The sequence below is a fragment of the Streptomyces sp. NPDC041122 genome (assembly GCF_055592445.1).
The window spans coordinates 909,261-934,070 of the sequence record NZ_JBVIYQ010000001.1; the positions used below are offsets into that span (position 1 = coordinate 909,261).

Sequence of the window (24,810 nt, forward strand, 5' to 3'; positions counted from 1 at the left end):
ACAAGGGACCGGAAGGGCTACTTCTTGCCGCCGCCCTTGCCGTCCTTGCCGCCCTTGTCGTTGTCTCCGCCGGCGCCCATGGACTCGTAGATCTCCTTGCACATGGGACAGACGGGGTACTTCTTCGGGTCGCGGCCGGGGACCCACACCTTGCCGCAGAGCGCGACGACGGGCGTGCCGTCGAGCGCGCTCGCCATGATCTTGTCCTTCTGGACGTAGTGCGCATAGCGCTCGTGGTCGCCGTCACCGTGCGACACCTGCGGCGTCGGCTCTACGAGGGTCCCCGTACCTGCCCCGCGCTCGGGCTCGGGCTCAAGAGTGCTCATAAGGGCCAAGGGTACTCACGCCCGGCGCGTACCGTCAGCGCCCGTACGGGCGGGGCCGCGCCCCAGCAGGTGCAGGACGAGCCCGGCGGCGGCGACCGCGGCGGCGGCCCAGGGCAGGGCGCGCGGGGCGAGGCCCGCGGCGAGGGCGAGCCCGGCCGCCCCGGAGCCGACCGCGCTGCCCAAATACAGGGCGGAGTTGTTGAGCGCGAGGGCCACCGTGCCGCGCTCGGCGCGCAGCGCAAGGAGGCGGTGCTGCTGCGGGACCTGGAACGCCCAGCCCGCCGCGCCCCAGACGACGAGCGCGGGGAAGGCGGCGGCGCCGAGCAGCGGCAGCACGCCGATCGCGAGCACGAGGGCCGAGAGGATCCCCGTCACGAGCGCGGCCACCCGGCCCGTCCGGTCCACCAGCGGCCCGGCGAGCAGACTGCCGAGCACCCCGCCGATCCCCCACGCCCACAGGTACGGCGCCACCTCGCCCCCGCCCACGCCGCCCGACGAGGCCAGCACCGGCGCGAGGTAGGTGTACAGACCGAGGCTGGCCACCGCGCCCAGGAAGGAGACGCCCACGACGGGCAGGACCGCGCGGTCGGCGAGCGCCCCGAGCCGCGCCCGCACCGGCACCGGCGGCTCGGCCGGCACCTCCGGCAGCCACGCCGCGAGACCGAGCAGCGCGACCGTGCCGAGCCCCGTCACCAGCCACATCGTGGCCCGCCAGGACGTGTGGCCGGCGAGCAGCACCCCCAGCGGCACGCCGAGCACCGTGCCCGAACTCATCCCGCCCATCACCATCGCGAGCGCCCGCCCGCGCCGCTCCGGGCCGGCGAGCGAGGCGGCCGCCGCCGTGGAGAGCGCCGAGTAGACCCCGGCCCCCGCCCCCGCCACCGCGCGCGCCAGGAGCAGCACGGCGAGGCCCGGCGCGAGGGCGGTGAGCGCGTTGCCCAGGGTGAAGACGGCCAGCGCCGCGACGACCAGCAGGCGTGGCCGCACTCCGGTCAGCAGCCCGGCGACGAGCGGCGCGCTCACCGCGTAGGCGAGGGTGAAGACGGTGACCATCTGCCCGGCGAGCGAGACGGTCGTGCCGAGGTCACCGGCGACCACGGGCAGCAGCCCCGCCATCACGTAGGCGTCGAGCCCCAGCGTGAAGGACCCCACCATCAACAGCCACACCTTGCGCACCGCGCTCAACTCCCTGTCGCCTCGCGCCGCTCCCCGCGGCGCGAGGGAAACGTAGGCAGCCTCCGCATCGCCGGGGAAATGCCCCGGGGCGCTCATTTATGCTGGGGCGGCATGGATCACCTGCCGCCCGCCGTCGAGCTCCGGCACCTGCGCGGATTCCTCGCCGTCGCGGACGAGTTGAGCTTCACGCACGCCGCCGCCGTCCTGCGCGTCGGCCAGCCCGCGCTCACCCGGACCGTGCGGGCCCTGGAGGACGCCCTCGGCACCCGCCTCCTGACCCGCACCACCCGCCGCGTCGAGCTCACCGACGCCGGGTCACGGCTGCGCGAGGAGCTGGCGCCGCTGCTCTCCCGGCTCGACGCCGCGCTGGGCGCGGCGGGCGGTGAACCCCCGCTCCTGCGGCTCGGTTTCACCTCGCTGCTGCCCGCGGCCTGCGCCGCCCTCGTGCACACCTTCAAGGCCGCGACCGGCGCGGGCGTGCGTCTGGTGCGGCGCGACGAACCCCTCGCCGGGCTCCTGACGGGCGCGTGCGACATCGCGGTCGTACGGGGTGAGATCCCGCCCGGCGCCGCGGTCCGCACCCGCGTCCTGCTGCACGAGCCGCGCGTCGCCGTCGTCGCGCGCGGCGCCGCGGAGCTCGCCGGGCGCCGGGTCGTGGACTGGGCGGACCTCGCGGAGCTGCCACTGGTCGTGAACACCGTCGGCGGCACCACCCACCCCGGCCTGTGGCCCGCGGACCGGCGCCCGAGGCTGTCCTGCACCGCCGACAACCTCGACGAGTGGCTGGAGGCGGTCGCCGCGGGGCACGGCGTGGGCGTGGCGCCCGAACCGGTGGCCCGCCGGCACGCCCACCCGGCGGTGCGGCGCGTACGCCTGCGGAACGCCCCGCCGGTGACCGTCTCCCTCGCGGTGCCGGCCCGGGACGCCCACCCGCTGGCCGAGCGGTACCTGCGCGAAGCCGCCCGGCTCGGCGACCCGCCCGCCACCGGACAACTCGGCGACCCGCCCCGCACCGGACAGCTCGGCGGCCCGCGCGAAGCCGGTCAGTTCAGCGACGCGTCGTCCGGATAGGTGGCGACCATCGCCAGCTCGCTGCGCTGACGCCGCAGCACCGCGCGCCACAGCCGCTCCGGATCCGGCGACGAGACGTCGCCGGGCTCGGACTCGACCACGTACCAGGCGCCGTCCTCCAGCTCGCTCTCCAGCTGGCCCGGGCCCCACCCCGAGTACCCCGCGAAGATCCGCAGGGAGCCGAGCGCGGCGGCGAGCAGCTCCGGCGGGGCCTCCAGGTCGACGAGGCCGATCGCGCCGTGCACCCGGCGGAATCCCACCGGGTCCGCTCTGCCCGCGCGCGCCCGCGCGCCCGGGGGCGCCCCCTCGTCGCCGGGGATCACCGCGACGCCGAGCGCCGAGTCCAGCGAGACGGGCCCGCCCTGGAAGACGACGCCGGGCGCGCCGGCCAGCTCGCCCCACCCCTCCAGGATGTCGGCGACGTCCACCGGGGTCGGCCGGTTGAGGACCACGCCGAGGGAGCCCTTCTCGTCGTGGTCGAGGAGCAGCACCACCGCGCGGTCGAAGTTCGGGTCCGCCAGGGCCGGTGTGGCCACGAGCAGCCGCCCTGTGAGCGAGGACACCTCGGTCATGGACCACATGATCCCGCATCTTTGCCGTGTGCGGGGAGCCAATGCACATACCGGAGTGAACGCAGCTCAGGGGCGGAAGGGGCTGGTGGAGCGCATATCACGGGCAGTGACCCGGAGTGTCCGGTTACGCACGGTTCGTGTTGTGGCCGACTCATGACGTGCTCCGGGCGCCCTTGGCCTTACGGAAGGGGGGTACTCGGCCATTACGCTTGGCCCTTTGGCCCCCCGTCCATCCAATCGGAACGCGAGATTCATGACCGGCACCGGCACCGAAGACGTACTGCTTGTCCATGGCGGAACCCCGCTGGAGGGCGAGATCCGTGTCCGCGGCGCGAAGAACCTCGTGCCCAAGGCGATGGTCGCCGCGCTGCTCGGCAGCGCCCCGAGCCGGCTGCGCAACGTCCCCGACATCCGGGACGTGCGGGTCGTGCGCGGCCTGCTGCAGCTGCACGGCGTGACGGTCCGCCCCGGCGAGGAGCCGGGCGAGCTCATCATGGACCCGTCGCACGTGGAGAGCGCGAATGTCGCCGACATCGACGCCCACGCGGGCTCGTCGCGCATTCCGATCCTCTTCTGCGGCCCCCTGCTGCACCGCCTCGGGCACGCCTTCATCCCGGGCCTCGGCGGCTGCGACATCGGCGGCCGGCCCATCGACTTCCACTTCGAGGTGCTCCGCCAGTTCGGCGCGACCATCGAGAAGCGCGCCGACGGCCAGTACCTGGAGGCCCCGCAGCGGCTGCGCGGCACCAAGATCCGCCTGCCGTACCCGTCCGTGGGCGCCACCGAGCAGGTGCTGCTCACCGCCGTGCTCGCGGAGGGTGTGACCGAGCTCTCCAACGCCGCGGTCGAGCCGGAGATCGAGGACCTGATCTGCGTCCTGCAGAAAATGGGCGCGATCATCGCCATGGACACCGACCGGACCATCCGGATCACCGGTGTCGACAGCCTCGGCGGCTACACCCACCACGCCCTCTCGGACCGTCTGGAGGCCGCCTCGTGGGCTTCCGCGGCCCTGGCGACCGAGGGGAACATCTACGTCCGCGGCGCCCAGCAGCGCTCGATGATGACGTTCCTGAACACCTACCGGAAGGTGGGCGGTGCCTTCGAGATCGACGACGAGGGCATCCGCTTCTGGCACCCGGGCGGCTCGCTCAACGCGATCGCCCTGGAGACGGACGTGCACCCCGGCTTCCAGACCGACTGGCAGCAGCCGCTCGTGGTGGCCCTGACGCAGGCCGCGGGCCTGTCCATCGTCCACGAGACGGTCTACGAGTCCCGGCTCGGCTTCACCTCCGCGCTCAACCAGATGGGCGCGCACATCCAGCTGTACCGCGAGTGCCTAGGCGGCTCCGACTGCCGCTTCGGCCAGCGCAACTTCCTGCACTCGGCGGTCGTCAGCGGCCCCACGAAGCTGCAGGGCGCCGACCTGGTCATCCCCGACCTGCGCGGCGGCTTCTCGTACCTCATCGCGGCCCTGGCGGCCCAGGGCACGTCCCGGGTGCACGGCATCGACCTGATCAACCGCGGCTACGAGAACTTCATGGACAAGCTCGTGGAGCTCGGCGCCAAGGTCGAGCTGCCGGGCAAGGCGGCGCTGGGCTAGTCCCCGCTCCCCCATCCCCCACGCACGCGAAGAGGGGCGGCCACCCGACCGGGTGACCGCCCCTCTTCGGCTGCTCGGGGCTACTTGCCCTTCGCCGCTTCCTTCAGCTTGGAACCAGCCGAAACCTTGACGCTGTAACCGGCCGGGATGTTGATCGGCTCGCCGGTCTGCGGGTTGCGGGCGGTGCGAGCGGCACGGTGGGTGCGCTCGAAGGTCAGGAAGCCGGGGATGGTGACCTTCTCGTCGCCCTTGGCAACGATCTCGCCGACGGTCTCGGCGAACGCGGCCAGCACGGCGTCGGCGTCCTTGCGGGTCACCTCTGCGCGGTCGGCCAGCGCGGCCACCAGCTCACTGCGGTTCATGTTTGTACTCCCGTGTTCTTTTGCCGTTGAGGCGTGCCACGCGGCAGGGCCGCATGATGGGCACAGCGAAGACGATGCTGCCAGGGTCCTCGGACAGTCCCCGGACCCGGGTCTGACGTCAGACCCTCGCGCCCGATTACGCATCCTGCCCCCACCTGCGGCGGGAAAGCCAATCCGGCGCCCTTGGGGGTCACACGAAAAGCGTCCGCCGCCCCTGAAAAAAGACGGGGGCACCGGGGGGCTTGCTGCCAAGCCACCCTAGAGGGGCCTCTCGGGCCCGTGTCCGGCGACGCGCCGTGTCGCTAGGCCGTGGCACCCGTCACAGCGGCCCCGGCGGCCTTCGCGGCGGTGCGCACGGCGTCGGCCACGGCGCCCGCGACCTTGTCGTTGAAGACGCTGGGGATGATGTAGTTCCGGTTCAGCTCGTCCTCGGCGACGACGTCCGCGAGAGCGCCCGCGGCGGCCAGCATCATCTCCGTGTTGACCGTACGGGACTGGGCGTCCAGGAGGCCGCGGAAGACGCCGGGGAAGACCAGGACGTTGTTGATCTGGTTCGGGAAGTCCGAGCGGCCGGTGGCCACGACTTCCGCGGTCTGACGGGCGATCGCCGGGTCGACCTCGGGGTCGGGGTTCGCGAGCGCGAACACGATGGCGCCGTCGGCCATGGCCGCGACGTCCTCGGCGCCCAGCACGTTCGGAGCCGACACGCCGATGAAGACGTCGGCGCCGACGACGGCCTCCTTGAGGGTGCCGGTCAGGCCCTCGGGGTTGGTGTTGTCGGCGATCCAGCGCAGCGGCGAGTCGGCCTCGTGGGAGACCAGATCCTCGCGGTCGGCGTGCACCACACCGTGGATGTCGGCCACGACGGCGTTCTTGACGCCGGCGGCGAGCAGCAGCTTCAGGATGGCCGTGCCGGCCGCGCCGGCGCCGGACATGACCACGCGCACGTCGCCGATGTTCTTGCTCACCACGCGCAGGGCGTTGGTGAGGGCGGCGAGGACGACGATGGCCGTGCCGTGCTGGTCGTCGTGGAAGACGGGGATGTCGAGGGCCTCGCGCAGCCGGGCCTCGATCTCGAAGCAGCGCGGCGCGGAGATGTCCTCCAGGTTGATGCCCGCGAAGCCGGGGGCGATGGCCTTGACGATCTCGACGATGGCGTCGGTGTCCTGGGTGTCCAGGCAGATCGGCCAGGCGTCGATGTCGGCGAAGCGCTTGAAGAGGGCCGCCTTGCCCTCCATGACCGGCATGGCGGCCATCGGGCCGATGTTGCCGAGGCCGAGCACGGCCGAACCGTCCGTTACGACCGCAACGGTGTTGCGCTTGATGGTCAGGCGGCGGGCGTCCTCGGGGTTCTCGGCGATGGCCATGCAGACCCGGGCGACACCCGGGGTGTAGATCATCGAGAGGTCGTCACGGTTCCTGATGGGGTGCTTGGACTGCATCTCGATCTTGCCGCCGAGGTGCATCAGGAACGTACGGTCGGAGACCTTGCCGAGGGTGACGCCCTCGATGGTGCGCAGCTGCTCGACGATCTCGTCGGCGTGCGTGGTGGAGGACGCCGCGATCGTCACGTCGATCCGCAGCATCTCGTGGCCGGAGGCCGTGACGTCGAGGCCGGTGACCGAGCCCCCGGAAGACTCGACGGCCGTGGTGAGCTGGGAGACCGCGGTTCCGCTCGCGGGCACCTCCAGTCGGACCGTCATCGAGTAGGAGACGCTGGGCGCCGTTGCCATGGCCGACTTCCTCTGCTTTCACCTTGTAGCTCTTGCCGTCCGATGGTCGCACCTACCGCCGAGTACGTGGTAGCCGCCCCGGATTGAGAACGTTGTGTTCATCGGCTGCAGCACTTCGTTTTCGGAAACTGGTTTCCACCATACGAGAAGTTGTGGCAAACAGAAAGAGGCCCACGTCACTTGGTGACGTGGGCCTCTCCCGACGCAATGACACCGACCCGCCATGCTCGCCTCGCGGCAAGTGGTCGCTCGTAGCGACGATGGTTGGGCCCGGGGGCTTGGATCGGGCCGGTGCCACATCCACGGTAACAAACGATCCCCGTAAGGCAATTCCCGTCCCGCGAAGCCGCACCGGCCGGATCCGCGGGCGGCAGCCGCCCTCAGTCCCTCAGCAGGTCCGCGACCCCGTCCTCGTCCGGGTCGTCGCGCTCCCCCGACAGGACCGTGAGCTGCTGCGTCGCGCGGGTCAGCGCCACGTACAGGACGCGCAGCCCGGCCGGGGACTCGTCCGCGATCTCCGCGGGCGAGACGACGAGCGTCGCGTCGTACTCCAGGCCCTTGGCCTCCAGGCTGCCGAGCGCCACCACGCGCCCGCCGAGGTCCGCGAGCCAGCGCGCGGCCTGTTCGCGCCGGTTCATGGCCACCACGACGCCGACCGTGCCGTCCACGCGCTCCAGGAGGCGCGCCGCCTCCTGGCGCACGGAGGCGGCGAGGTCACCGTCCCGTACGACGCAGAAGCGGGGCTGAACGCCGGTGGAGCGGACCGCCGAGGGGGACTCGGCGCCCGGCATCGCCAGGGCGAGCACCTTGGCGGCGAGGTCGGCGATCTCGGCGGGGTTGCGGTAGTTGACGGTGAGCGTGAAACGGCGGCGCGGACGGGTGCCCAGGGCCTCGTCGCGGGCCTCGCCCGCCTCGTCCGGATCGGACCAGGACGACTGGGCCGGGTCGCCGACGACTGTCCAGGTGGCGTGCCGGCCGCGGCGGCCCACCATGCGCCACTGCATGGGGGTGAGGTCCTGCGCCTCGTCGACGATGACGTGGGCGTACTCGGTGCGCTCGGCGGCCAGCCGCTCGGCCCGCTCGCGCTGGGACTCCTCGCGCTGCGGCATCAGCTCCTCCAGGCCGGTGAGCTGGTCGAGGGGGTCGAGCTCGCGCTTCTTCCTGGGGCGGTGCGGGGTACCGAGGATCGCCTGCAGCTCGTCCAGGAGCGCCACGTCGTGCACGGACAGGGCGTCCCGCTTGAGGGAGCGGGCGACCTTGCGGACCTCGCCGGGGTTGAGGACGCGGCGGGCCCAGCGGCCGAGGCGCCGCTCGTCGCCCATCGCGGCGAGTACGCCGCGCGGGGTGAGCTCCGGCCACCAGGCGTCCAGGAAGTGCAGGAAGTCGTCCTCGGAGGAGACGTCGTCGTCGAAGGAGGAGCGGAGCTCGGCGGCGAGCTCGGGGTCCGAGTGGCGGCCCGCCGCGCCCGACTGGGACCACAGGGCGTCCAGGAGGAGCTTGCGGGCGCGCGGGCGCAGCAGGTTGACGGGGGCGGTGCCGCCGAGCGCGGTGTGCCGGATGCGGTCGAGCTGCCCGGCGTCGAGCTCCAGGCGCCGCCCGAAGGCGACGACGCGCAGGCGGGTGGTGACGGTCTCCGGCGCCCCAGACCCGTCCTCGTCCCCGTTCCCGTCCTCGTCCTCGCCGAAGGCCAGCTGCCCCTGCGCCTTCGGCCGCTCGGGCCGTCCGGGCCTGACCGGTGACTCCAGCGCGCCGCGCGCCGCCTTCCTGAGCACCTTCAGCATCCGGGACGAGCCCTTGACGCGGGCCACCGCGGGGGAGTCGTAGACCGTGGCCTCGACCCCGTCGACCAGCGAGCCGACCGCGCGGATCGCGACCTGGCCCTCCTCGCCGAGGGACGGCAGCACGCCCTCCGTGTAGGCGACCAGGAGCGGGGTGGGCGAGACGATGAGGATGCCGCCCGCGTACCGGCGGCGGTCCTGGTAGAGCAGGTACGCGGCGCGGTGCAGCGCCACCGCCGTCTTGCCGGTGCCGGGGCCGCCCTCCACGTACGTCACCGACGCGGCGGGCGCGCGGATCACCATGTCCTGCTCGGCCTGGATCGACGCCACGATGTCCCGCATCGAGTGGCTGCGGGCCTGGCCGAGCGCGGCCATCAGGGCGCCGTCGCCGATCACCGGGAGCTCCTCGCCGTCCAGGCGTGCGGTGAGCTCCGGGCGCATCAGATCGTCCTCGACGCCGAGGACCCTGCGGCCCTTGGAGCGGATGACGCGGCGGCGCACGACACGGCCCGGGTCGACCGGCGTGGAGCGGTAGAACGGCGCGGCGGCGGGCGCGCGCCAGTCGATGACCAGCGGGGAGTAGTCCGCGTCGAGGACGCCGATGCGGCCGATGTGCAGCGTCTCGGCGATGTCGGCGTAACTGCCGCTCTCGTCCTCGCGGACCGCGCCCTCGGCCGGTTCGACCGCCGTGTACGCGCCGTCGGGGCCCTTCTTGCCGTCCTTGCCCCGGAGCAGGTCGATGCGGCCGAAGAGGAAGTCCTCGAACTCGTTGTTGAGCCGGTTCAGATGGACACCGGCCCGGAAGACCTGCGCGTCGCGCTCGGCGAGCGCGCCCGGCGTACCGACCTGGGAGCGCTGGGCGGCGTCGTTCATCAGGAACTCGGCCTCGTGGATCTTCTCCTCGAGGCGCCGGTAGACCTGGTCGAGATGGTCCTGCTCGACGCTGATCTCGCGGTCGCGTGTGCCTGACGGCATTACTGCGTTGACGTCGGCCACCGAGGCCCCTTTCACACCGTGCTGCTGCCCGTGTTGAGCAGCCGTCCACCTTAGGCGAAAGGGGCCCGTCCTGTGCACTTGTCGTGGGTGCGCGGTGGCCGTTCCGTGCGTCCGTGCGCTCCGGGCCCCGCTACACGTCGACCTCGACGAGGCGCTTGCCCTCGAAGGTGGTCACCTCGAAGTGGTCGATGTCGTTGCGGTCCATGGCCGCTCCCCCGTGCACGTACAGCGGGCTGCGCGCCCACTTGTCCGGGCTGTCCTTGATGCCGTACCCCCACGCGGGCACCGACCAGCTGGTGACCGTCTCCTTCTCGCCGTTCTTGCCGACCGCGACCAGCGAGCACTTGAGCGGGCCCTTGACGTTCTTCAGCTCCAGGACGGCGTGCGTGCCCCACGCCTTCTTCTCGGTGCCGACCGTGGCGCTGACCTTGGTCGCCGGGTCCGTGGCGTGCGCCTTCTCCTCCATGTGGTGGAAGAAGGCGTCCTCGGCGGGGCTGGTGGGGTGCGGGTCGGCGAGCGCGTCCCTGCCGCCGCCGTCGTCGTCGCCGGCCAGCGCGAGGACGGTGAGCGGGCCGCCGACGATCAGCACGGCCGCCGCGGCGACGAGGTACAGGCCACGCCTGCGGGTGCGGTCCCGCTTGGCGGCTACCTCGGCGGCGAGGCGTTCGGCGAGGCGGGGGCTCGGCCGGACGCCGAGCTGCTCGCCGGCGGCCGGCCCGCCGCCCGCCACCGCCCCGATCCCTGGGCCCGCCCCTGGCCCCGCTCCCGTCCCCAGTCCCGCTCCCGGGCCCGGGAGGTCGGCGAGGGCGGCCAGCATCGGCTCCATGCCGGAGAGCTCCTCCAGGCGGTGCCGGCAGAGCCCGCACCCGGCGAGGTGCTCCTCGAACCGGGCGGCGTCCGCGTCGTCGAGAACGCCCAGGGCGTAGGCGCCGACACTCTCGTGGACGTCGTCGCCCTCGCCCATGCCGTGGTGGCCCTGATCGCCGTTCCGGCCGTAGGGCCCACTCCACCCGCTCATGTCGTCACCCCCCGCTCCTCGAGCGCCAGCTTCATCGAGCGGAGCGCGTAGAAGACCCGCGAACGGACCGTCCCACTGGGTATGCCCAGCGTCCGTGCCGCCTCATTGACCGTACGCCCTTTGAAGTAGGTCTCGACAAGTACCTCCCGGTGTGCGGGAGTCAGGTCCTCGAGCGCGTCCGAGAGAGTCATCAGCCACAACGCCCTGTCGATCTCGTCCTCCGCGGGGATGACCTCCAGCGGCGACGGATCGACCTCCTGCGGCCGGGCCTGCCGGCTGCGGTGGCCGTCGATGACGATGCGCCGGGCGACCGTCACCAGCCAGGGGCGTACCGAACCGGTCGCTCGGTTGAGCTGACCGGCGTTCTTCCAGGCACGGATGAGCGTCTCCTGCACGACGTCCTCGGCGCGCTGCCGGTCGCCCGCGACCAGCCGGAGCACATAGGCGAGCAGGGGTCCCGCGTGTTCGCGGTAGAGCGCACGCATCAACTCCTCGTCCGGGCCCGGGGGTCGGCCGAGACGATGTCGGTGCGGCTGCGGGCGCTCATCGGCCACGGCGGAATCCTTGCGCACGCGTACCTCCGGTGTCCGCGCTTTCGCGGGGTCGGGCGGGTTTCACGTCGGAGGTACGGATGCGGGGGCGCAAGTGTTCAACGCGGGGCGCGGATTCTCGTACGGCATCGGGCCGCCGGCCGTTCGGCGGCCGGGGCCTCACGTCACGGGCGGGCCAGGGCGGCTCTGCGCCGGTGCCGGGCCACCCGTTCCCGGTTGCCGCACACCTCGCTGGAGCACCAGCGCCGGCGGCGGCCGCGGGAGGTGTCGAGGTAGACGAGGGGGCAGTTGTCGCCCTCGCACTGGCGCAGCAGGGCGCGGGCGACCGGGTCGGTGAGCAGTTCGACGGCGTCCCGGGCGACGGCGGCGACAAGTCCCGCGCAGCCGGGGTCGCCGCGCAGGACGCGGACCAGGGTGCCGTCGGGAGCGCGGACGGCGCACGGGGCCGGGGGCGCCGCGGCGGCCAGGACGTTGACGCGGTCGAGCGCGGCGACGGCGACGGCGGGCCGCGCCTCGATCTCGCCGCGCACCAACTGGGCGGTGTGGCCGCGCAGTTCACGGAAGGCGGCGAGCCACTGCGGGCCCATGCCGGGCAGCGGGGCGCCCGCGGGGACGAGGCCGGCGCCCGCGAGCCAGCCGCGCAGTCTCTCCACGGACGTCAGCCGTTCCACGGGGTGGTTCGTCGCCACGAGGTCCAGGCAGCTCCGCCCGGAGTCGAATCGCAGCTCGTACGGAGCCGGGGCCGTGCCCAACGCCATGCGCCTGTCACCGCCTTGGGGGTCACCGGTGAGTGAATGCCGTCGCGTACCCCTACAGTGCCCGTCCCCGGGCGGGTCCGGAACCCGGCGTACCAGGTTGCGCCGAGATCGCCGGGATCCCGGCGGGGGTGAGCCGCCGCCGGGATCCGGCGAAGTGACCCGCTACTTCGACCCTTCCGCCGGGTCGATCGCGAGGCGGTAGCCGCGTTTGACGACCGTCTGGATCAGCTTCGGCGTCCCCAGCGCCGAGCGCAGCCGCGCCATCGCGGACTCCACCGCGTGCTCGTCGGTCCCCGCGCCCGGCAGCGCGCGCAGCAGCTCCGCGCGGGCGACCACCCAGCCCGGACGGCGGGCGAGGGCGGCCAGCAGGGTCATGCCCGCGGGCGGTACGGCCCGCAGCTCCTCGTCGACGAGGACGGCCTGCCCGCGGATCTCCACGCGCCGCCCGGCGATCCGCAACACCCGTGCCCGGTGCGGTAGTTCGCGGCACAGCAGCTGGACGAGCGGGCCGAGCCGGAAGCGTTCGGGCTGCACCGTGTCCACCCCGAGCGACTGCAGCGGCAGCGCGGTGACGGGGCCCACGCACGCGGCCAGCACGTCGTGGCGCAGGGCGGCGAGGAGCTCGGCCGTCATGCCCCGCTCCTCGGCGCGGGCGAGCAACGACGCCGCGGCCGGCGCGCTGGTGAAGGTCAGCGCGTCGACGCCGCGCGCGACGGCCGCGTCGAGCAGCCGGTCCACCGGCGTGATGTCCTCCGGCGGCAGCCACCGGTAGACCGGTACGAGGACGACCTCCGCGCCCCCGGCCCGCAGCGCCTCGACGAAGCCGGGCAGCGGCTCCCCGTGCAGTTGCAGGGCGACGCGCCGGCCCTCGACGCCCTCGCCGAGCAGCCGGTCGAGCACCTCCGCCATCGACTCGGACGAGGGCGACCAGTCCTCGGTGAGCCCCGCCGCCCGCACGGCGCCCTTCACCTTCGGCCCGCGGGCGAGCAGTTCCACCCCGCGCAGGCAGCGGATCAGCGCCTCCCCGTATCCCCAGCCGTCCGCGGCCTCGACCCAGCCGCGGAACCCGATGGCGGTGGTCGCGACCACGATGTCCGGGGCACGTTCGATCAACTCCTTCGTCGCGGCGAGGAGTTCGCTGTCGTCGGCCAGCTGCACGATGCGCAGCGCGGGCGCGTGCAGCACGGTGGCGCCGCGCCGCTCGAGCAGCGTGCCGAGCTCGTCGGCGCGCCGGGCGGCGGTCACGCCGACGGTGAATCCGGCGAGGGGGCCGTGGGCGGCGGCGGACGGTGTGGCATCGGGCTGCGTGTCATGGGGCGGCGTGTCATCGGGCGATGTCGCGTGCATGGCTCTGATCTCGTTCCGTCCCGCTCGTGTCTCGTGTCGCGTGTCGCGCTCTCGCGTGGGTGCGTGGCCGACGGAGGACCGAGCCTGTCAACGGCGCGTGACGGCCCCGGTTCACGCGGGTGTCCGCCGTGTTACGTCACACCGCGCCGCGTCACACCTCGGCGTAGCCGAGCCGCGGCTTCTCCTCCGCTCCGGCCGCACCCGTCGCGCCGGTCGCGCCGGCCGGCCCTGAGGTCGTCCGCACGGCCGCACCTCGAAGGTATACGGCCCAGGTCAGGGCCGAGCACACCCCGTAGAAGACGAGGAAGGCGACATACGCCCCGGTCCCGGAGCCCACCGTCTGGAAGGACTGCCGCAGCGCGAGGTTGATGCCGAGCCCGCCGAGCCCGCCGACGGCCCCGATCAGCCCCATCGCCGCCCCGGAGAGCCGCCGCCCCTGCGCCGCGGCCTCCTCCCCCGCGAGCCCGTCGGCCGCGGCCTTCGCCTGGAAGATGCCGGGGATCATCTTGTACGTCGAGCCGTTGCCGAGCCCGGTGAGCACGAACAGGGTCACGAACGCGCCGGCGAACAGCGCGAGCGACCCGCGCACGGAGGCGGCGACCACCACGCCGGTGGCGGCGGCCATCCCGAGGAAGTTCCCGAACGTGATGCGCGCCCCGCCGTACCGGTCGGCGAGCCACCCGCCGACGGGCCGGACCAGCGAGCCGAGGAGCGGCCCGAGGAAGGTGAGCTGGGCGGCCTCCAGGGGTGTGCGCCCGAACTGCGTCTGCAGGACGAGGCCGAAGGCGAACCCGTATCCGATGAACGACCCGAACGTCCCCACGTACAGGAACGACATGATCCAGGTGTGCGGATCCCGGACGGTGGCCCGCACCGCGCCCGTGTCGTTGCGGACCGACGCGATGCTGTCCATGAAGAGGAAGGCGCAGACGGCGGAGACGAGGACGAACGGGATGTAGATCCCGAGCACGACGCGCGGCCCGCCGCCCGCCCCGATGACGGCGAGCCCGACGAGCTGCACGACGGGTACGCCGATGTTGCCGCCCCCGGCGTTGAGCCCGAGCGCCCACCCCTTCTTCCGCAGTGGGAAGAAGGAGTTGATGTTGGTCATGCTGGACGCGAAGTTCCCGCCGCCGACGCCGGTGAGCAGGGCGCACAGCATGAAGGTCGGGTACGAGGTCCCCGGCTCCATGACGACGAAGGCGGCGACGGTCGGCAGGAGCAGCAGGGAGGCCGCGACGACGGTCCAGTTGCGCCCGCCGAAGCGCGCGACGGCGAAGGTGTACGGGACGCGGACGACGGCCCCGACGAGGGTGGCCATCGACACGAGGAAGAACTTCCCGGCCGCGTCGATCCCGTACTCGGGCCCCATGAACAGGACCATCACCGACCACAGGCTCCACACGGAGAACCCGACGTGTTCGGAGAGCACGGAGAACGCCAGATTCCGCCGGGCCACCCGCTCTCCGCCCTCCTCCTTCCAGAACGTCTCGTCCTCCGGATCCCACCGCTCGATCCACATCCCACGCCTCCAGGCTCTCGACGGTCCTCGGCCGCGGCCGACGGGACCCGAAGGTAGCGAAATCGCATTTCAACCCCGTGCCGCCGGGTGACCGCGGGGGAACGTTGCGCTCACGGGGGGGTGGGGGGAGGCGGTGAGGGGCGGGGTGACGCGGGCTCGTGAGGGGGCGGGTCAGCCCAGGTGGGTGTCGCCCAGGGAGACCAGGAGGCGGCGCAGGGCGGCGTCCAGGGCCTCGCGGTCCTGCGGGGTCAGGGCCGCCAGCATGGCCTCCTCGTTCGCCACGTGGTCCACCACCGCGCGGTCGACCAGGTCCTTGCCCTCGTCGGTCAGGCGGACGCGGATGGCCCGGCGGTCGGCGGGATCGGGGCGGCGTTCGATGAAGCCCTTGCGCTCCAGTTTGTCGAGGCGGTTGGTGATGGCGCCGGAGGTCACCATGGCGGTCTTGAGGAGGCCGCCCGCGGTCAGTTCGTGCGGGGCGCCGACGCGGCGCAGCGTGGCGAGGACGTCGAACTCCGCGAACTCCAGGCCGTATTCGGCGAAGACCCGCTTCATGCCCTTGCTCAGCAGGTGGTCGGCGCGCTTGATGCGGCCCACCAGCGCCATCGCGTCCAGGTGCGCGAGGTCCAGGTCGGGGCGCTCACGGCGCCACTGCCCGCGGAGTTCGTCTATGGCGTCCGCGACGGGCGGCCGGGCCTCGGCGCGGCCTCCGGTCGGCTGGTCTGCGGCCTCCAGGGCGGCCATGGGCGTCCTCCTCGTGCATCGGAACCAGATCTCTCAACGTTCAGATACTTGACGTTCGGAGATCTTGGGCTCATATTTATCTCAACGTTGAGAATAACAGCGTTCAGGGAACGACGAGGGGGCGTCATGGGCGACGTCTCGGACGAGGGGAACGTCATGTCCGTCAAGAGCATCAGCGCACGCACCGGTACGAGCGGGAGCGGCATCCGGCACCTCGCCGAGGAAGGCCGGGCGACCCGGGCCCCCCGCCCGCCGCAGGCGCCCCGCACCTCCGCCAAGGCCGCCGCCGCCATCGCCGCGATCGCCGCCATCGGCCCGGCCACCTGGGGCACCACCTACGTCACGACCACCGAACTCCTGCCCCCGGACCGCCCGTTGCTCGCCGCCGCGCTGCGCGCGCTGCCCGCCGGCCTCATCCTGCTCGCGCTCACCCGGCGCCTGCCCCGCGGCGACTGGTGGTGGAAGGCCGGCGTCCTCGGCGTCCTCAACTTCGGCGCCTTCTTCCCGCTCCTCTTCTTCGGCGCCTACCGGCTGCCCGGCGGTGTCGCCTCCACGATCAGCGCGGTGATGCCGCTGCTGGTGGCGGGCTTCGGGATCGGCGTCCTGAAGGTGCGGCCGACCCGTCGCACCCTGGGCGCGGGCCTCGTCGGGGTCGTCGGGGTCGCCCTCCTCGTCCTGCGCGGCAGTGCCACCGTCGACCTCGCGGGCATCGCGGCCATGCTGACGGCCACGACACTCATGGCGCTGGCCGTCGTGCTGAGCAAGCGGTGGGGCCGCCCCGAGGGCGCCTCCCTGCTCGCCTTCACGGGGTGGCAACTGACCGCGGGCGGACTGATCCTGGCCCCCGTCGCCCTCACCGCCGAAGGTCTCCCGGACCACTTCACCGGCGCCAACATCGCCGGGTACGCCTACCTCGGCATCATCGGCACGGCCCTCGCGTACGCCCTGTGGTTCCGCGGCATCGAGCGGCTTCCCGCGTCCTCCGTGTCCTTCCTCGGCCTGACCAACCCGGTCGTCGCCACGCTGGCCGGACTCCTCCTCCTGGGCCAGACGCTCACGGTCTGGCAGGTCGGCGGCCTGGTCCTCGTCCTGGCGAGCGTGGTCCTGGGCCAGGGGCGCCGCCGGACAGCGAAGCGCCCGTAAGCCTCGCAGCACTCGTGACGCACGTGACGCACGTGACGCACGTGACGCACCTAACGCCTACGGCACGCGCAGTCCCCGCTCATCCCGCCCCGCATCCCCAAGGAGCAGTCACCATGCGCATCACCGTCTTCGGAGCAGCCGGAAACGCGGGCAGCCGCGTCGTCGCCGAGGCCCTCACCCGAGGTCACGACGTCACCGCCGTCGTCCGCGACGCCACCCGCTTCGCCGCCCTGCACCCCGGGGCCACGCACCGCGCCGGGGACGCCGGAAACCCGGGCCACGTGGCCGAGTTGAGCGCCGGACAGGATCTCGTCGTCAACGCGACGAGACCCGCCCCCGGCCGGGAACACGAACACGCCGCCGTCAGCAGATCCCTCCTGGCCGGCCTCGCCGGCCACGCCCCGGGCACCCGCCTCATCGTCATCGGCGGCGCGGGCAGCCTCACGGTCCCCGGCCGCACCGACGGCCGCCTCGCCATCGACGACCCGAGGTACGTCCCCGCGGCCTGGCGCCACATCGCCGAGGCGTCCAACGCCCAGTACGAGGTGCTCCGCACGGCGGACACGGAGGTGTCGTGGACCTACGTGAGCCCCTCGGCCCACTTCGAACCGGGCGCCCGCACCGGCGAGTTCCGCCTCGGCAAGGACGAGTTGCTGGTGGACGCGGACGGCAACTCGGCCATCTCCATGGAGGACTTGGCGCTGGCCCTCCTCGACGAGGCGGAGCGCCCGGCCCACCACCGCTCCCGCTTCACGGTCGGCTACTGAGTGGGCGGCTCCACCCCGCAACCGGTAACCACCCACCAGGGGTCACCGGTTGACGGACTGGACCTCCCGCACGACCACGTCCTGCGTGCCACCGAACTCACCCGGCGGCAGGTCGCCGCCCTCCCCCGACGTGCTCGTCCAGCTCACCTTCCAGGTGATCGTGGCCTGGAGCTCGTACGCACCGTCGTGGGAGGAGCGCAGGTACCGCACGCCGCACGGCGGGTCCGTGTCCGCGGGGGTGCCCTTGGCGCGCGGCGTGCCGATCCGGCCGTCCACGATCGGGCACTCGCCGGACGCGGGGTACGTCTCGGCGTCCCCCGTGCCCGGTTCGATCTTCAGGGAGACCGGCTCGGCGGTCGTCGTCGCCGACAGGCCCGTACCGGGCAGGGTCGCGGTCACCGAGGTCTTCCTGAACCTGGCCTTGTCCAGCCAGACCCACGTCGGCAGATTGACCTTCGTCTCCCCCTCCGGCGCCATCTTGATCTCGGTGTCGGGCACGGGGAGCCGTCCGTACGCGTACTCGGCGAGGATCTTGGACGAGACGGCGAGCGGCTCCTTCGGAGGCACACCGTCCTTCACCCAGAAGGGCGCCTTGTCGCAGGCCTTGGCCTCGGGTTCGTCCTTGCGGTCCTCGTCGACGGCCGCCGCCCAGAACTTCCCCTCGCCCTGCTTGTCGAGGTTGTAGTTCTTGTACGGGTGGCCTTCCTTGAAGTACGCGTCGAACACGCCGCCCACGGCGTCGCCGATCCCGAAGACGCGCATGGTCCGGATCGCCTTGACCAGGGACTCGATCTGCTTCGGCGTGTACGCGGGCTCGTACCAGCAGGCCGGGCGCTTCCAGTTGCTGTTGGCCGGCGTGAGCGTGCCGGTCCTGGCGGACTTCGGGTTGCCGTCGACGGTGGTCTGGATCCTCGTCTCGATGCCGAGGTTCTTTCCCTGGCGGGTTCCTTGGGACTGCTGTCCGGTTCCGACGTCACCGCCACCGCCGGTGTCACCGCCGCCGGCGTGGGCCACGCCGGGGACCAGCGCCACCGCCGCTGCCAGGGCAGGGGCGGCCCATCGGATCGAGGGCCCGCACGCCCTCACGGCGTGCACTTCTTCGACGCGGTGGTCGACGTGACGGAGTCCGTCTGCCAGACACCCTTGTCGTTCTTCTTCACGCGGGTGTTGACGAACGCGTAGTCACTCGCCGACCCCTGGATGGACCGGTCCACCGTGCCGGTCTTCAAGTCCTTCGGGTACGTCTTCGTGCCGTCCTTGCAGTACGTCACCGCCGCCACCCCGCTCTTGAGGAAGGTGACCTGCCGGTCGTAGTAGCGGATGGTCCCGACGAAGCTCTTCTTCTTCTCCTGGAACCCCTGCACGTACTCGGCCGACGACAGCAGTCCGTCGCCCGCCGCGTAGAACTTCAGCGCCGGGTGGTCCTTGGCCTCGACGGTCACGGCCTCGATGAGGGAGTTCACCCACCGCTCGTTGTCCGCGAGCACCGCGTCCTTCTTCGGGTCACCGGTCCTGCCGCCCTCGAAGACGTTGCGCACGTCCTTGGGCAGCTTGATCTCCGGCCGCTTCACCCCGTCGTCCGACGCCTTCGGCGACGGCGACCCGCCCTTCTCCGTACCCGAGTCCGCTCCGGCGATCTTGTCGCCGTCCTTGGACCCGGCGTCGCCGTCACTCCCCCCGCAGGCCGAGAGCGAGACGATCGCCGCGGCAGTCACGGCGGCCGCGGCGAGCAGGGTGGGGCGGCGGTTCACGATCAGCTCCTGGTGGGGGGAAGAGTTCTCTGGAGTGAACCAAGCTATCCATGACGGGAACGCGCTGCCACCGCCGGGGTCGCCGTCCACGGCGTCGCATCGGGCCGAATACGCGAACACGAAGAAGCCGGACCGCACCTCGAAAGGTACCGCCCGGCCCCAGCACGCCCCGCCCGTCCGCTACTTCGCCGCGAACTTCCAGACCGTCGGCTCGCCGTCCTCCTTGGCCGCCCAGTGGACCTCGACGTTCTTCGAGCCCGTCGGGACCAGGTACGTCTGGCAGAGGGTGTGGGTCTCGCCCGTCTTCCAGCCCTCCAGCTCCAGGTCGTCCTCGCAGCCGGGCGCGTCCTCGGCGGCGCCGATGAGCAGGCCGCCGCGGGTGCCGTCCGCGTAGATCTCCGTGGTGTCGGCCACGTCCGGGACGTCCTTGACCGGGGCGCCGGCCTTGTGCGTGATCTTCATGTGGGCGGTCGCCGCGACCAGGCCCTTCGCCCGCTTCGGGTCCGAGACGAGCTTCTTGGTCTCGGCCTCCGTGCCCAGGTCGACCTTCTCCGCGGCGACGTCGTACGTGACGGCGACGTCGCCCTCCTTCACCTTGCCCGTGGTCTTCTCGCCGGCCTTCAGGGAGGTCGGCTCCGCGGGCTTGTTCTGGGACGTGGACGCGTCCGTCTTCTTGTCGTCCGACTTCTTGTCGTCACCGCCGCCGCAGGCGGTCAGGGCGAGGGCGAGTACGGCGACGGGCGCGGCCGCGCGCAGCACGGACTTCCGGTTCAGCAAAGAGATCTCCTGGCAGAGGGTGGGCCTGCCGCTCGGCGCACAGAAGACCCATGGGCGGCAGGGAGAGCCGTCAGCTTAGGAGTTGGTCACTGGGCGCGTCGAGATCGTTACGGCCCACCACCGGACGCGCGTTGGCGATTGCAACGCATCGCGCGAGGCCGCCCCCAACCTCGCCGCGCACAGCGGACTTCGGCGACCGGCACGTTCGCTGGAGCGAAGCGCAATGCCTGTGCGGGCGCCGCGCGGTACGCGGTCGCCGCTCCCGACGCCCGCCTTTTGCACGGCATTTCAGAGCATTGCGGTCAGCTGCCGCTACATAACAGTCACACAACGCATGGAGCCGGCGGCCGACTCCTCCACTCCGGCCGCCTCGTTACGCCGCCGCCCGCCGTCCTCCGGACCTCCGCCGCGCCCCGTTCGGCCACAACCGCGGCCGCCGCTTCGCCGCCAGGTCCTCGACCCAGCCCACCGCCACCACCATCAGCCCTATCAACGGCCAGACGAGGACGGTCATCCACAGCATGTACGTCGTGTCGAGCGCCGAGCTCCAGCTCTCGTTCTCCATGACGGGCAGGTCGTACGCCAGGTCGATGATCGGCACCGTCGCCATGATGAGGAAGTTGTGCCAGAGGTAGATCGTGACCGCGCGGTTGTTGGAGAGCGTGACCAGCTTGTCCCACTTCGCCAGCCGGCCCGGCAGCTCCTGCCACGACGGCGCGTACTGGAGCAGGATCACCACGAAGCCGAACGACCAGGCCGCCTGCGCCAGCGGGATGTCGTTGAGGTCCCAGCCGTCGGGCCCGAGGTGCCCCGACGCCCACCACAGGCCGAAGGCCATGACGAGGGCCGACCCCGACACCGCGAGGTAGCGCGGCACCTTCGCCAGCAGGCCGTCCTGGTGCGCGAACCCCAGGACCCAGCAGCTGCCGTACACCGCGAAGTCGGAGACCGCGTTGCCCGTCTCGCCGGGAATGGTGACCAATCCCGTGCCGACCACCGCCGTCAGCGCCAGCGGAGCGAACAGCGTGGCCCACGGAAGCCTGCGGAACGCCCACAGCAGCAGCGGCGACGCGATGACGAACCACAGGTAGGCGCGGATGTACCAGAGCGGGCCCACGGCCTGCGCCGGCCAGGTGTCCTCCAGGAGCCCGGCCTTGTCCCCCAGGTTCCACGGGAACGGCGGCGCGCCGACCGGGAAGACGTAGTTGGCCATGCTCACCAGGCCCCACGTGCCGCCGTGGTCCGGGTCCTCGCCGATGTTCCAGCCGCCCGCGAAGAGCAGGACGAGCACGACCGCGCCGAACACCCACATCGGGGGCAGGAGCCGGCGGATGCGGCCCCGGATCACGCCCCAGGCGGGACGCTTCAGCGAGCGCGCCATCAGCGAACCCGCCAGCGCGAACATCACGCCCATGGAAGGGAAGACGATCGTCAGCCAGGCCCAGCCGAAGAGGTGGTAGACGACGACGCGGACCAGCGCGAGCGAGCGCAGCAGGTCCAGGTAGCGGTCGCGGCCGGGCTTCTTGGCCGCCGCCACCGGCGGGGCGACAGCCGCCGCCGGCGGGGGGACGTACGTCTCCCGCGCCGGAACATACTCGGGTACGTAACCGTGACTCATGCTCACGCGACAGGCCTCCGCTCGTGCTGGCCCGTCCGCTGTCGCGGGATGGAACCGGGCGCCTCCAACGCTCCCGTGCGCCGGAGTTTCTGCCAGCGCAGCCGGCCTCCGGTGAGAGCGGTTATCCAGGACTGCAGCAGGACGACGTACATCAACTGCCGGTAGAGGACCTGCTGGAGGGGCAGCGAGATCAGATGGGTCATGCGTTCGCGGTCCAGGCGGAAGGCGTACGCCGCGCAGACCGCCTGGATCGCGAGGACGCCGAGCCAGGCGACGACCGTCTTCTGGGTGGGGCCGAAGACCAGGCCGTACAGCAGGAACACGTCGATCAGCGGCGCCAGGAGCGGCGCCAGGACCATGAAGAGCGAGACCAGCGGCAGACCGACCCGGCCGAAGCGGCCGGACGGGCCCGACTCGACGACCGCGCGGCGGTGCTTCCAGATCGCCTGCATCGTGCCGTACGACCAGCGGTAGCGCTGCGACCAGAGCTGCTGGACCGACTCCGGTGCCTCGGTCCAGGCGCGCGCGTTCTCCGCGTACACCACGCGCCAGCCGTCGCGGTGCAGCGCCATGGTGATGTCGGTGTCCTCGGCGAGCGTGTCGTCGCTCATCCCGCCGACCCGCTCCAGGGCGGACCGCCGGAAGGCGCCGACCGCGCCGGGGATGGTCGGCATGCAGCGCAGCATGTCGTACATCCGGCGGTCCAGGTTGAAGCCCATCACGTACTCGATGTGCTGCCAGGCACCGATGAGCGAGTCCCGGTTGCCGACCTTGGCGTTGCCCGCGACGGCGCCGACGCGCGGGTCACCGAAGGGCTGCACGAGCTCACGGACGGTGGACTCCTCGAAGACCGTGTCGCCGTCCATCATCACGATGAGGTCGAAGCGGGCGTTGGCTATGCCGCGGTTGAGGGCGGCGGGCTTGCCCGCGTTCTGCTGGCGTACGACGCGTACGTCCGGCAGCCGCAGCCCCTCCACGAGCCGTGCCGTGCCGTCCGATGAGCCGTCGTCGACGACGATGACCTCGATGGGGTGGTCGCTCGCCATCAGGGAGCGGACCGTCGCCTCGATGCACTTGGCCTCGTTGTACGCCGGGACCAGGACCGACACCGGCTCGGTGACCGCCGGTCCCCAGCGGAAGCCGCGCCGCCGCACCCGGCGCGCGTGCACCGCGGAGAGCAGCAGCATCAGCCCGAAGCGGGTGAAGACGAGGACGCCGATGACGGCGAGCGCCACGACGAGGCCGTCGGTGAGGTGCTCGGAGGCGCCGACCAGGAAGACCCAGGCCTTGCCCTTCCACAGCTCGACTCCGCCTACCGAGGTGTGCGCGCTGGGCGCGTCCAGGGATTCGGTGAGGTTGCCGAACGTGTAGCCCCGCTTCTGCAGTTCGGGCAGGAAGCGGTCGAGCGCGGCGACGGTCTGGGAGCGGTCGCCGCCGGAGTCGTGCATGAGGACGATGGCGCCCTCGCCGCCCTGGGGCGTGGCCCTGCGGATGATCTCGTCGACGCCGGGGCGCTTCCAGTCCTCGCTGTCGGTGTTGTTGACGACGGTGAGGTAGCCGCGGCTGCCGATGTAGCGGGTGACCGGGTAGGACTTGTCGTCCATGGCGTCGGCGAAGGACGAGTACGGCGGGCGGAACAGCGAGGTCCTGATCCCCGCCGCGCCGGCCAGGGCGAGCTGGTTCTGCGAGAGCTCCCGGTCGATGCGGCCGTGGGTCTGGTAGGAGAGGTCGGGGTGGTTGAAGGTGTGCAGGCCGACCTCGTGCCCCTCGTCCACCATGCGCCGGACGAGCTCGGGGTAGCGCGAGGCCATGGTGCCGGTGACGAAGAAGACGGCGTGCGCGTGGTGCTGCTTCAGGACGTCGAGGACCTTGGGGGTCCACTCGGGGTCGGGGCCGTCGTCGAAGGTGAGCACGAGCCGGTGGTCGGGCACGCTCAGCGTCGTCTCGCGGCCGCCCCGGGTGTCGATGACCGGACCGCCCTCCAGGATCTTGCGGGGCACGTGGTCGGTGGGCGCCGGGGGTCGAACGCGGTGGTCGGCGGCGATCTCGCTGTGCACGTAACCGCGCAGCATCAGCATCGCGAGCAGCGCGACGAGCAGGAGCGAGGGCAGCAGCTGGCGCAGGGGCAGGCGGCGGCGCAGCAGCCCGGCGCGGGGCAGCTTGGGGCGCCGCCGCGAGCCGCGCCCGCCCGGCGTGCGGGGGCCCGGTGGCCGGGGGTTCGGGGTGCGAGGGCCCGGCGTCCGGGGGCTCGGTATGAGGTGCCCGGGGGTGTGACCGTTCGGGGGGAAGCCGCCCGGGGCGGGGTGGTGCTGCCCGTGGCCCGAGAAGTTCTGGGCGTTCCGGCCGTTCTGGGCGTGACTGTCCCAGGGGCCGTCGGAACGGCCCCCGGTGGTGCGGGAGTTCATCGCTGTGCGTCCTCCGAGGACGGCTTGGTGTCCGTGCCGGACCGGGGTGAGGGGGTGTAGACGACGGGGACCTCGCCGGCGCTGCCGCCACCGTCGGCGCCGGGGTCCGCGGGTGGCGAGGTCGGGCCGGTGGGCGGGTCGGCCGGATCGGCGGTGCCGGGGCCCGGGCCGGTGCCGGGGCCCGCCGTGCCGCCGGTCGGGGCGGGGTCGGGCCGGCCGTGGTCCGCGCCGGTGCCCGGGTCGGCGGTCCCGCCGCCGCTGGAGGGTCCCGCGTCGGGGCGGGTGCCGGACCGGGCGTCCTGGTCGTCGCGCCGGGAGGTGCCGGGCTCGCCGTCCTCACCGGGTGCGCGCGTCGCGTCGGGGCCGCCCGTCGCGTCGGACGACGGCGAGGCACCGGACGCGCCGGACGAGGAGGACGGGGCGGACGGGCCGACGGCGTCCGTCGGACGGTGCGGCGTGTCCACCTTGCTCGCCGGCTTGTCGTCCTTGGGGTCGGGCATCGGCACCCAGGGCGCGCTGGAGTTGCCCGAGAACAGCGTGGCGACGATGACCGCGGCGTAGACCGCGCAGACGACGCCGACGATCATGCCTATTCGCCGGTACCGCCTGCCGCGCCGGCCCGTCTCGTCGACGAAGACCGGCCCGTCGGCCGCGCTCCCCCTGCCGGGTTCGGCGGGCAGTTCCGCCAGCTGCCGTCCCAGGCCGTCGATCTGAACGGTGACCTCGTTCGGATCGTGAGTATGTCCCGGTAGGGCATCTTCTCGCCAAGTTTCCATGCGTACGCACAACCCCCAC

Annotated in this window: 22 protein-coding genes; 4 read left to right on the plus strand and 18 right to left on the minus strand. The window is 72.5% G+C overall.

All coding sequences use genetic code 11. The features are described from left to right. Window positions 1–17 precede the first annotated feature (17 nt). Both ACZ6B8_RS03980 and ACZ6B8_RS03985 read right to left on the minus strand, forming a co-directional pair. On the minus strand, window positions 18–326 hold the full coding sequence (locus tag ACZ6B8_RS03980; RefSeq protein ID WP_471088898.1) for a DUF3039 domain-containing protein: 309 nt from the start codon (window positions 324–326) through the stop codon (window positions 18–20). A gap of 15 nt (window positions 327–341) precedes the next feature. Further along, a complete protein-coding gene (locus ACZ6B8_RS03985; protein ID WP_471606197.1) occupies window positions 342–1,502 on the minus strand; it encodes an MFS transporter in 1,161 nt (386 codons plus the stop codon). Window positions 1,503–1,613: 111 nt separating this feature from the next. Here ACZ6B8_RS03985 and ACZ6B8_RS03990 point away from each other — a divergent pair, with 111 nt between their 5' ends. Next, window positions 1,614–2,573, plus strand: a complete 960-nt coding sequence (locus ACZ6B8_RS03990; protein WP_471606198.1) for a LysR family transcriptional regulator — start codon at window positions 1,614–1,616, stop codon at window positions 2,571–2,573. Here ACZ6B8_RS03990 and ACZ6B8_RS03995 read toward each other — a convergent pair. Then, window positions 2,546–3,145, minus strand: coding sequence for a YqgE/AlgH family protein (locus tag ACZ6B8_RS03995; RefSeq protein ID WP_471088892.1), 600 nt, complete (start codon window positions 3,143–3,145; stop codon window positions 2,546–2,548). The genes ACZ6B8_RS03990 and ACZ6B8_RS03995 overlap by 28 nt on opposite strands. 253 nt (window positions 3,146–3,398) lie before the next feature. Here ACZ6B8_RS03995 and murA point away from each other — a divergent pair, with 253 nt between their 5' ends. After that, a complete protein-coding gene (murA, locus tag ACZ6B8_RS04000; RefSeq protein WP_362368515.1) occupies window positions 3,399–4,748 on the plus strand; it encodes a UDP-N-acetylglucosamine 1-carboxyvinyltransferase in 1,350 nt (449 codons plus the stop codon). Window positions 4,749–4,828: 80 nt separating this feature from the next. On the opposite strand, the gene ACZ6B8_RS04005 is transcribed toward murA, so the two are convergent. The 9 genes from ACZ6B8_RS04005 to ACZ6B8_RS04045 all read right to left on the minus strand — a co-directional run bounded on the left by ACZ6B8_RS04005 (window position 4,829) and on the right by ACZ6B8_RS04045 (window position 15,554). Next, window positions 4,829–5,110, minus strand: coding sequence for an HU family DNA-binding protein (locus ACZ6B8_RS04005; protein ID WP_016645140.1), 282 nt, complete (start codon window positions 5,108–5,110; stop codon window positions 4,829–4,831). 302 nt (window positions 5,111–5,412) lie between these two features. Further along, window positions 5,413–6,843 (minus strand): NAD-dependent malic enzyme, encoded by a 1,431-nt coding sequence (locus ACZ6B8_RS04010; RefSeq protein WP_471088889.1) that lies wholly within the window; start codon window positions 6,841–6,843, stop codon window positions 5,413–5,415. A 380-nt stretch (window positions 6,844–7,223) separates the two neighbouring features. Continuing rightward, on the minus strand, window positions 7,224–9,596 hold the full coding sequence (locus tag ACZ6B8_RS04015) for a HelD family protein (protein WP_471606461.1): 2,373 nt from the start codon (window positions 9,594–9,596) through the stop codon (window positions 7,224–7,226). Between the two features lie 151 nt (window positions 9,597–9,747). Beyond that, window positions 9,748–10,635 carry an anti-sigma factor family protein gene (locus tag ACZ6B8_RS04020; protein ID WP_471606199.1) on the minus strand — a complete coding sequence of 296 codons (888 nt, stop codon included), beginning with the start codon at window positions 10,633–10,635 and terminating at the stop codon, window positions 9,748–9,750. After that, the gene (locus ACZ6B8_RS04025) at window positions 10,632–11,207 is read right to left on the minus strand and encodes a sigma-70 family RNA polymerase sigma factor (protein ID WP_471606200.1); all 576 of its coding nucleotides are present in this window, start codon (window positions 11,205–11,207) and stop codon (window positions 10,632–10,634) included. The genes ACZ6B8_RS04020 and ACZ6B8_RS04025 overlap by 4 nt, the downstream gene beginning before the upstream one ends. Window positions 11,208–11,350: 143 nt before the next feature. Then, a complete protein-coding gene (locus ACZ6B8_RS04030; RefSeq protein ID WP_471088885.1) occupies window positions 11,351–11,944 on the minus strand; it encodes a CGNR zinc finger domain-containing protein in 594 nt (197 codons plus the stop codon). Between the two features lie 162 nt (window positions 11,945–12,106). After that, window positions 12,107–13,291, minus strand: coding sequence for a uroporphyrinogen-III synthase (locus tag ACZ6B8_RS04035; protein ID WP_471606201.1), 1,185 nt, complete (start codon window positions 13,289–13,291; stop codon window positions 12,107–12,109). 151 nt (window positions 13,292–13,442) lie between these two features. Continuing rightward, window positions 13,443–14,813: a nitrate/nitrite transporter gene (locus tag ACZ6B8_RS04040; protein ID WP_471606202.1), complete on the minus strand. Its 1,371-nt coding sequence runs from the start codon at window positions 14,811–14,813 to the stop codon at window positions 13,443–13,445. Window positions 14,814–14,984: 171 nt separating this feature from the next. Beyond that, complete coding sequence (locus ACZ6B8_RS04045; RefSeq protein ID WP_471606203.1) at window positions 14,985–15,554, minus strand: MarR family winged helix-turn-helix transcriptional regulator; 570 nt, start codon at window positions 15,552–15,554, stop codon at window positions 14,985–14,987. Between the two features lie 126 nt (window positions 15,555–15,680). Here ACZ6B8_RS04045 and ACZ6B8_RS04050 point away from each other — a divergent pair, with 126 nt between their 5' ends. Together ACZ6B8_RS04050 and ACZ6B8_RS04055 are read left to right on the plus strand one after the other, a co-directional pair. Then, window positions 15,681–16,697 carry an EamA family transporter gene (locus ACZ6B8_RS04050; protein WP_471606204.1) on the plus strand — a complete coding sequence of 339 codons (1,017 nt, stop codon included), beginning with the start codon at window positions 15,681–15,683 and terminating at the stop codon, window positions 16,695–16,697. A 113-nt stretch (window positions 16,698–16,810) separates the two neighbouring features. Beyond that, window positions 16,811–17,464 (plus strand): NAD(P)-dependent oxidoreductase, encoded by a 654-nt coding sequence (locus ACZ6B8_RS04055; protein WP_471606205.1) that lies wholly within the window; start codon window positions 16,811–16,813, stop codon window positions 17,462–17,464. Window positions 17,465–17,506: 42 nt separating this feature from the next. Here the strand turns inward: ACZ6B8_RS04055 and ACZ6B8_RS04060 are convergent, their stop codons facing one another. From ACZ6B8_RS04060 to ACZ6B8_RS04085, 6 genes are all read right to left on the minus strand, one after another. After that, entirely contained in the window at window positions 17,507–18,496 is a 990-nt protein-coding gene (locus tag ACZ6B8_RS04060; RefSeq protein ID WP_471606206.1) for a hypothetical protein, read from the minus strand. Between the two features lie 50 nt (window positions 18,497–18,546). After that, the gene (locus ACZ6B8_RS04065; RefSeq protein ID WP_471606207.1) at window positions 18,547–19,215 is read right to left on the minus strand and encodes a hypothetical protein; all 669 of its coding nucleotides are present in this window, start codon (window positions 19,213–19,215) and stop codon (window positions 18,547–18,549) included. Window positions 19,216–19,395: 180 nt separating this feature from the next. Further along, window positions 19,396–19,992: a hypothetical protein gene (locus ACZ6B8_RS04070; RefSeq protein WP_471606208.1), complete on the minus strand. Its 597-nt coding sequence runs from the start codon at window positions 19,990–19,992 to the stop codon at window positions 19,396–19,398. Between the two features lie 373 nt (window positions 19,993–20,365). Beyond that, a complete protein-coding gene (locus tag ACZ6B8_RS04075) occupies window positions 20,366–21,610 on the minus strand; it encodes an acyltransferase family protein (RefSeq protein ID WP_471606462.1) in 1,245 nt (414 codons plus the stop codon). 2 nt (window positions 21,611–21,612) lie between these two features. Then, entirely contained in the window at window positions 21,613–23,688 is a 2,076-nt protein-coding gene (locus ACZ6B8_RS04080; RefSeq protein WP_471089182.1) for a glycosyltransferase, read from the minus strand. Between the two features lie 323 nt (window positions 23,689–24,011). After that, entirely contained in the window at window positions 24,012–24,791 is a 780-nt protein-coding gene (locus ACZ6B8_RS04085) for a hypothetical protein (protein WP_471606209.1), read from the minus strand. Window positions 24,792–24,810 lie beyond the last annotated feature (19 nt).

Excerpts from the sequence above, each read along its gene's own strand:
- ACZ6B8_RS04015 (WP_471606461.1), bottom strand. The coding sequence starts at position 9,596 with ATGCCGTCAGGCACACGCGACCGCGAGATCAGCGTCGAGCAGGACCAT.
- ACZ6B8_RS04055 (WP_471606205.1), top strand. The coding sequence starts at position 16,811 with ATGCGCATCACCGTCTTCGGAGCAGCCGGAAACGCGGGCAGCCGCGTC.
- murA (WP_362368515.1), top strand. The coding sequence starts at position 3,399 with ATGACCGGCACCGGCACCGAAGACGTACTGCTTGTCCATGGCGGAACC.
- ACZ6B8_RS04005 (WP_016645140.1), bottom strand. The coding sequence starts at position 5,110 with ATGAACCGCAGTGAGCTGGTGGCCGCGCTGGCCGACCGCGCAGAGGTG.
- ACZ6B8_RS04020 (WP_471606199.1), bottom strand. The coding sequence starts at position 10,635 with ATGAGCGGGTGGAGTGGGCCCTACGGCCGGAACGGCGATCAGGGCCAC.
- ACZ6B8_RS04010 (WP_471088889.1), bottom strand. The coding sequence starts at position 6,843 with ATGGCAACGGCGCCCAGCGTCTCCTACTCGATGACGGTCCGACTGGAG.
- ACZ6B8_RS03990 (WP_471606198.1), top strand. The coding sequence starts at position 1,614 with ATGGATCACCTGCCGCCCGCCGTCGAGCTCCGGCACCTGCGCGGATTC.
- ACZ6B8_RS04085 (WP_471606209.1), bottom strand. The coding sequence starts at position 24,791 with ATGGAAACTTGGCGAGAAGATGCCCTACCGGGACATACTCACGATCCG.
- ACZ6B8_RS03980 (WP_471088898.1), bottom strand. The coding sequence starts at position 326 with ATGAGCACTCTTGAGCCCGAGCCCGAGCGCGGGGCAGGTACGGGGACC.
- ACZ6B8_RS04075 (WP_471606462.1), bottom strand. The coding sequence starts at position 21,610 with ATGAGTCACGGTTACGTACCCGAGTATGTTCCGGCGCGGGAGACGTAC.
- ACZ6B8_RS04045 (WP_471606203.1), bottom strand. The coding sequence starts at position 15,554 with ATGGCCGCCCTGGAGGCCGCAGACCAGCCGACCGGAGGCCGCGCCGAG.
- ACZ6B8_RS04030 (WP_471088885.1), bottom strand. The coding sequence starts at position 11,944 with ATGGCGTTGGGCACGGCCCCGGCTCCGTACGAGCTGCGATTCGACTCC.
- ACZ6B8_RS04080 (WP_471089182.1), bottom strand. The coding sequence starts at position 23,688 with ATGCTGATGCTGCGCGGTTACGTGCACAGCGAGATCGCCGCCGACCAC.
- ACZ6B8_RS04035 (WP_471606201.1), bottom strand. The coding sequence starts at position 13,291 with ATGCACGCGACATCGCCCGATGACACGCCGCCCCATGACACGCAGCCC.
- ACZ6B8_RS04050 (WP_471606204.1), top strand. The coding sequence starts at position 15,681 with ATGGGCGACGTCTCGGACGAGGGGAACGTCATGTCCGTCAAGAGCATC.
- ACZ6B8_RS03995 (WP_471088892.1), bottom strand. The coding sequence starts at position 3,145 with ATGACCGAGGTGTCCTCGCTCACAGGGCGGCTGCTCGTGGCCACACCG.
- ACZ6B8_RS04040 (WP_471606202.1), bottom strand. The coding sequence starts at position 14,813 with ATGTGGATCGAGCGGTGGGATCCGGAGGACGAGACGTTCTGGAAGGAG.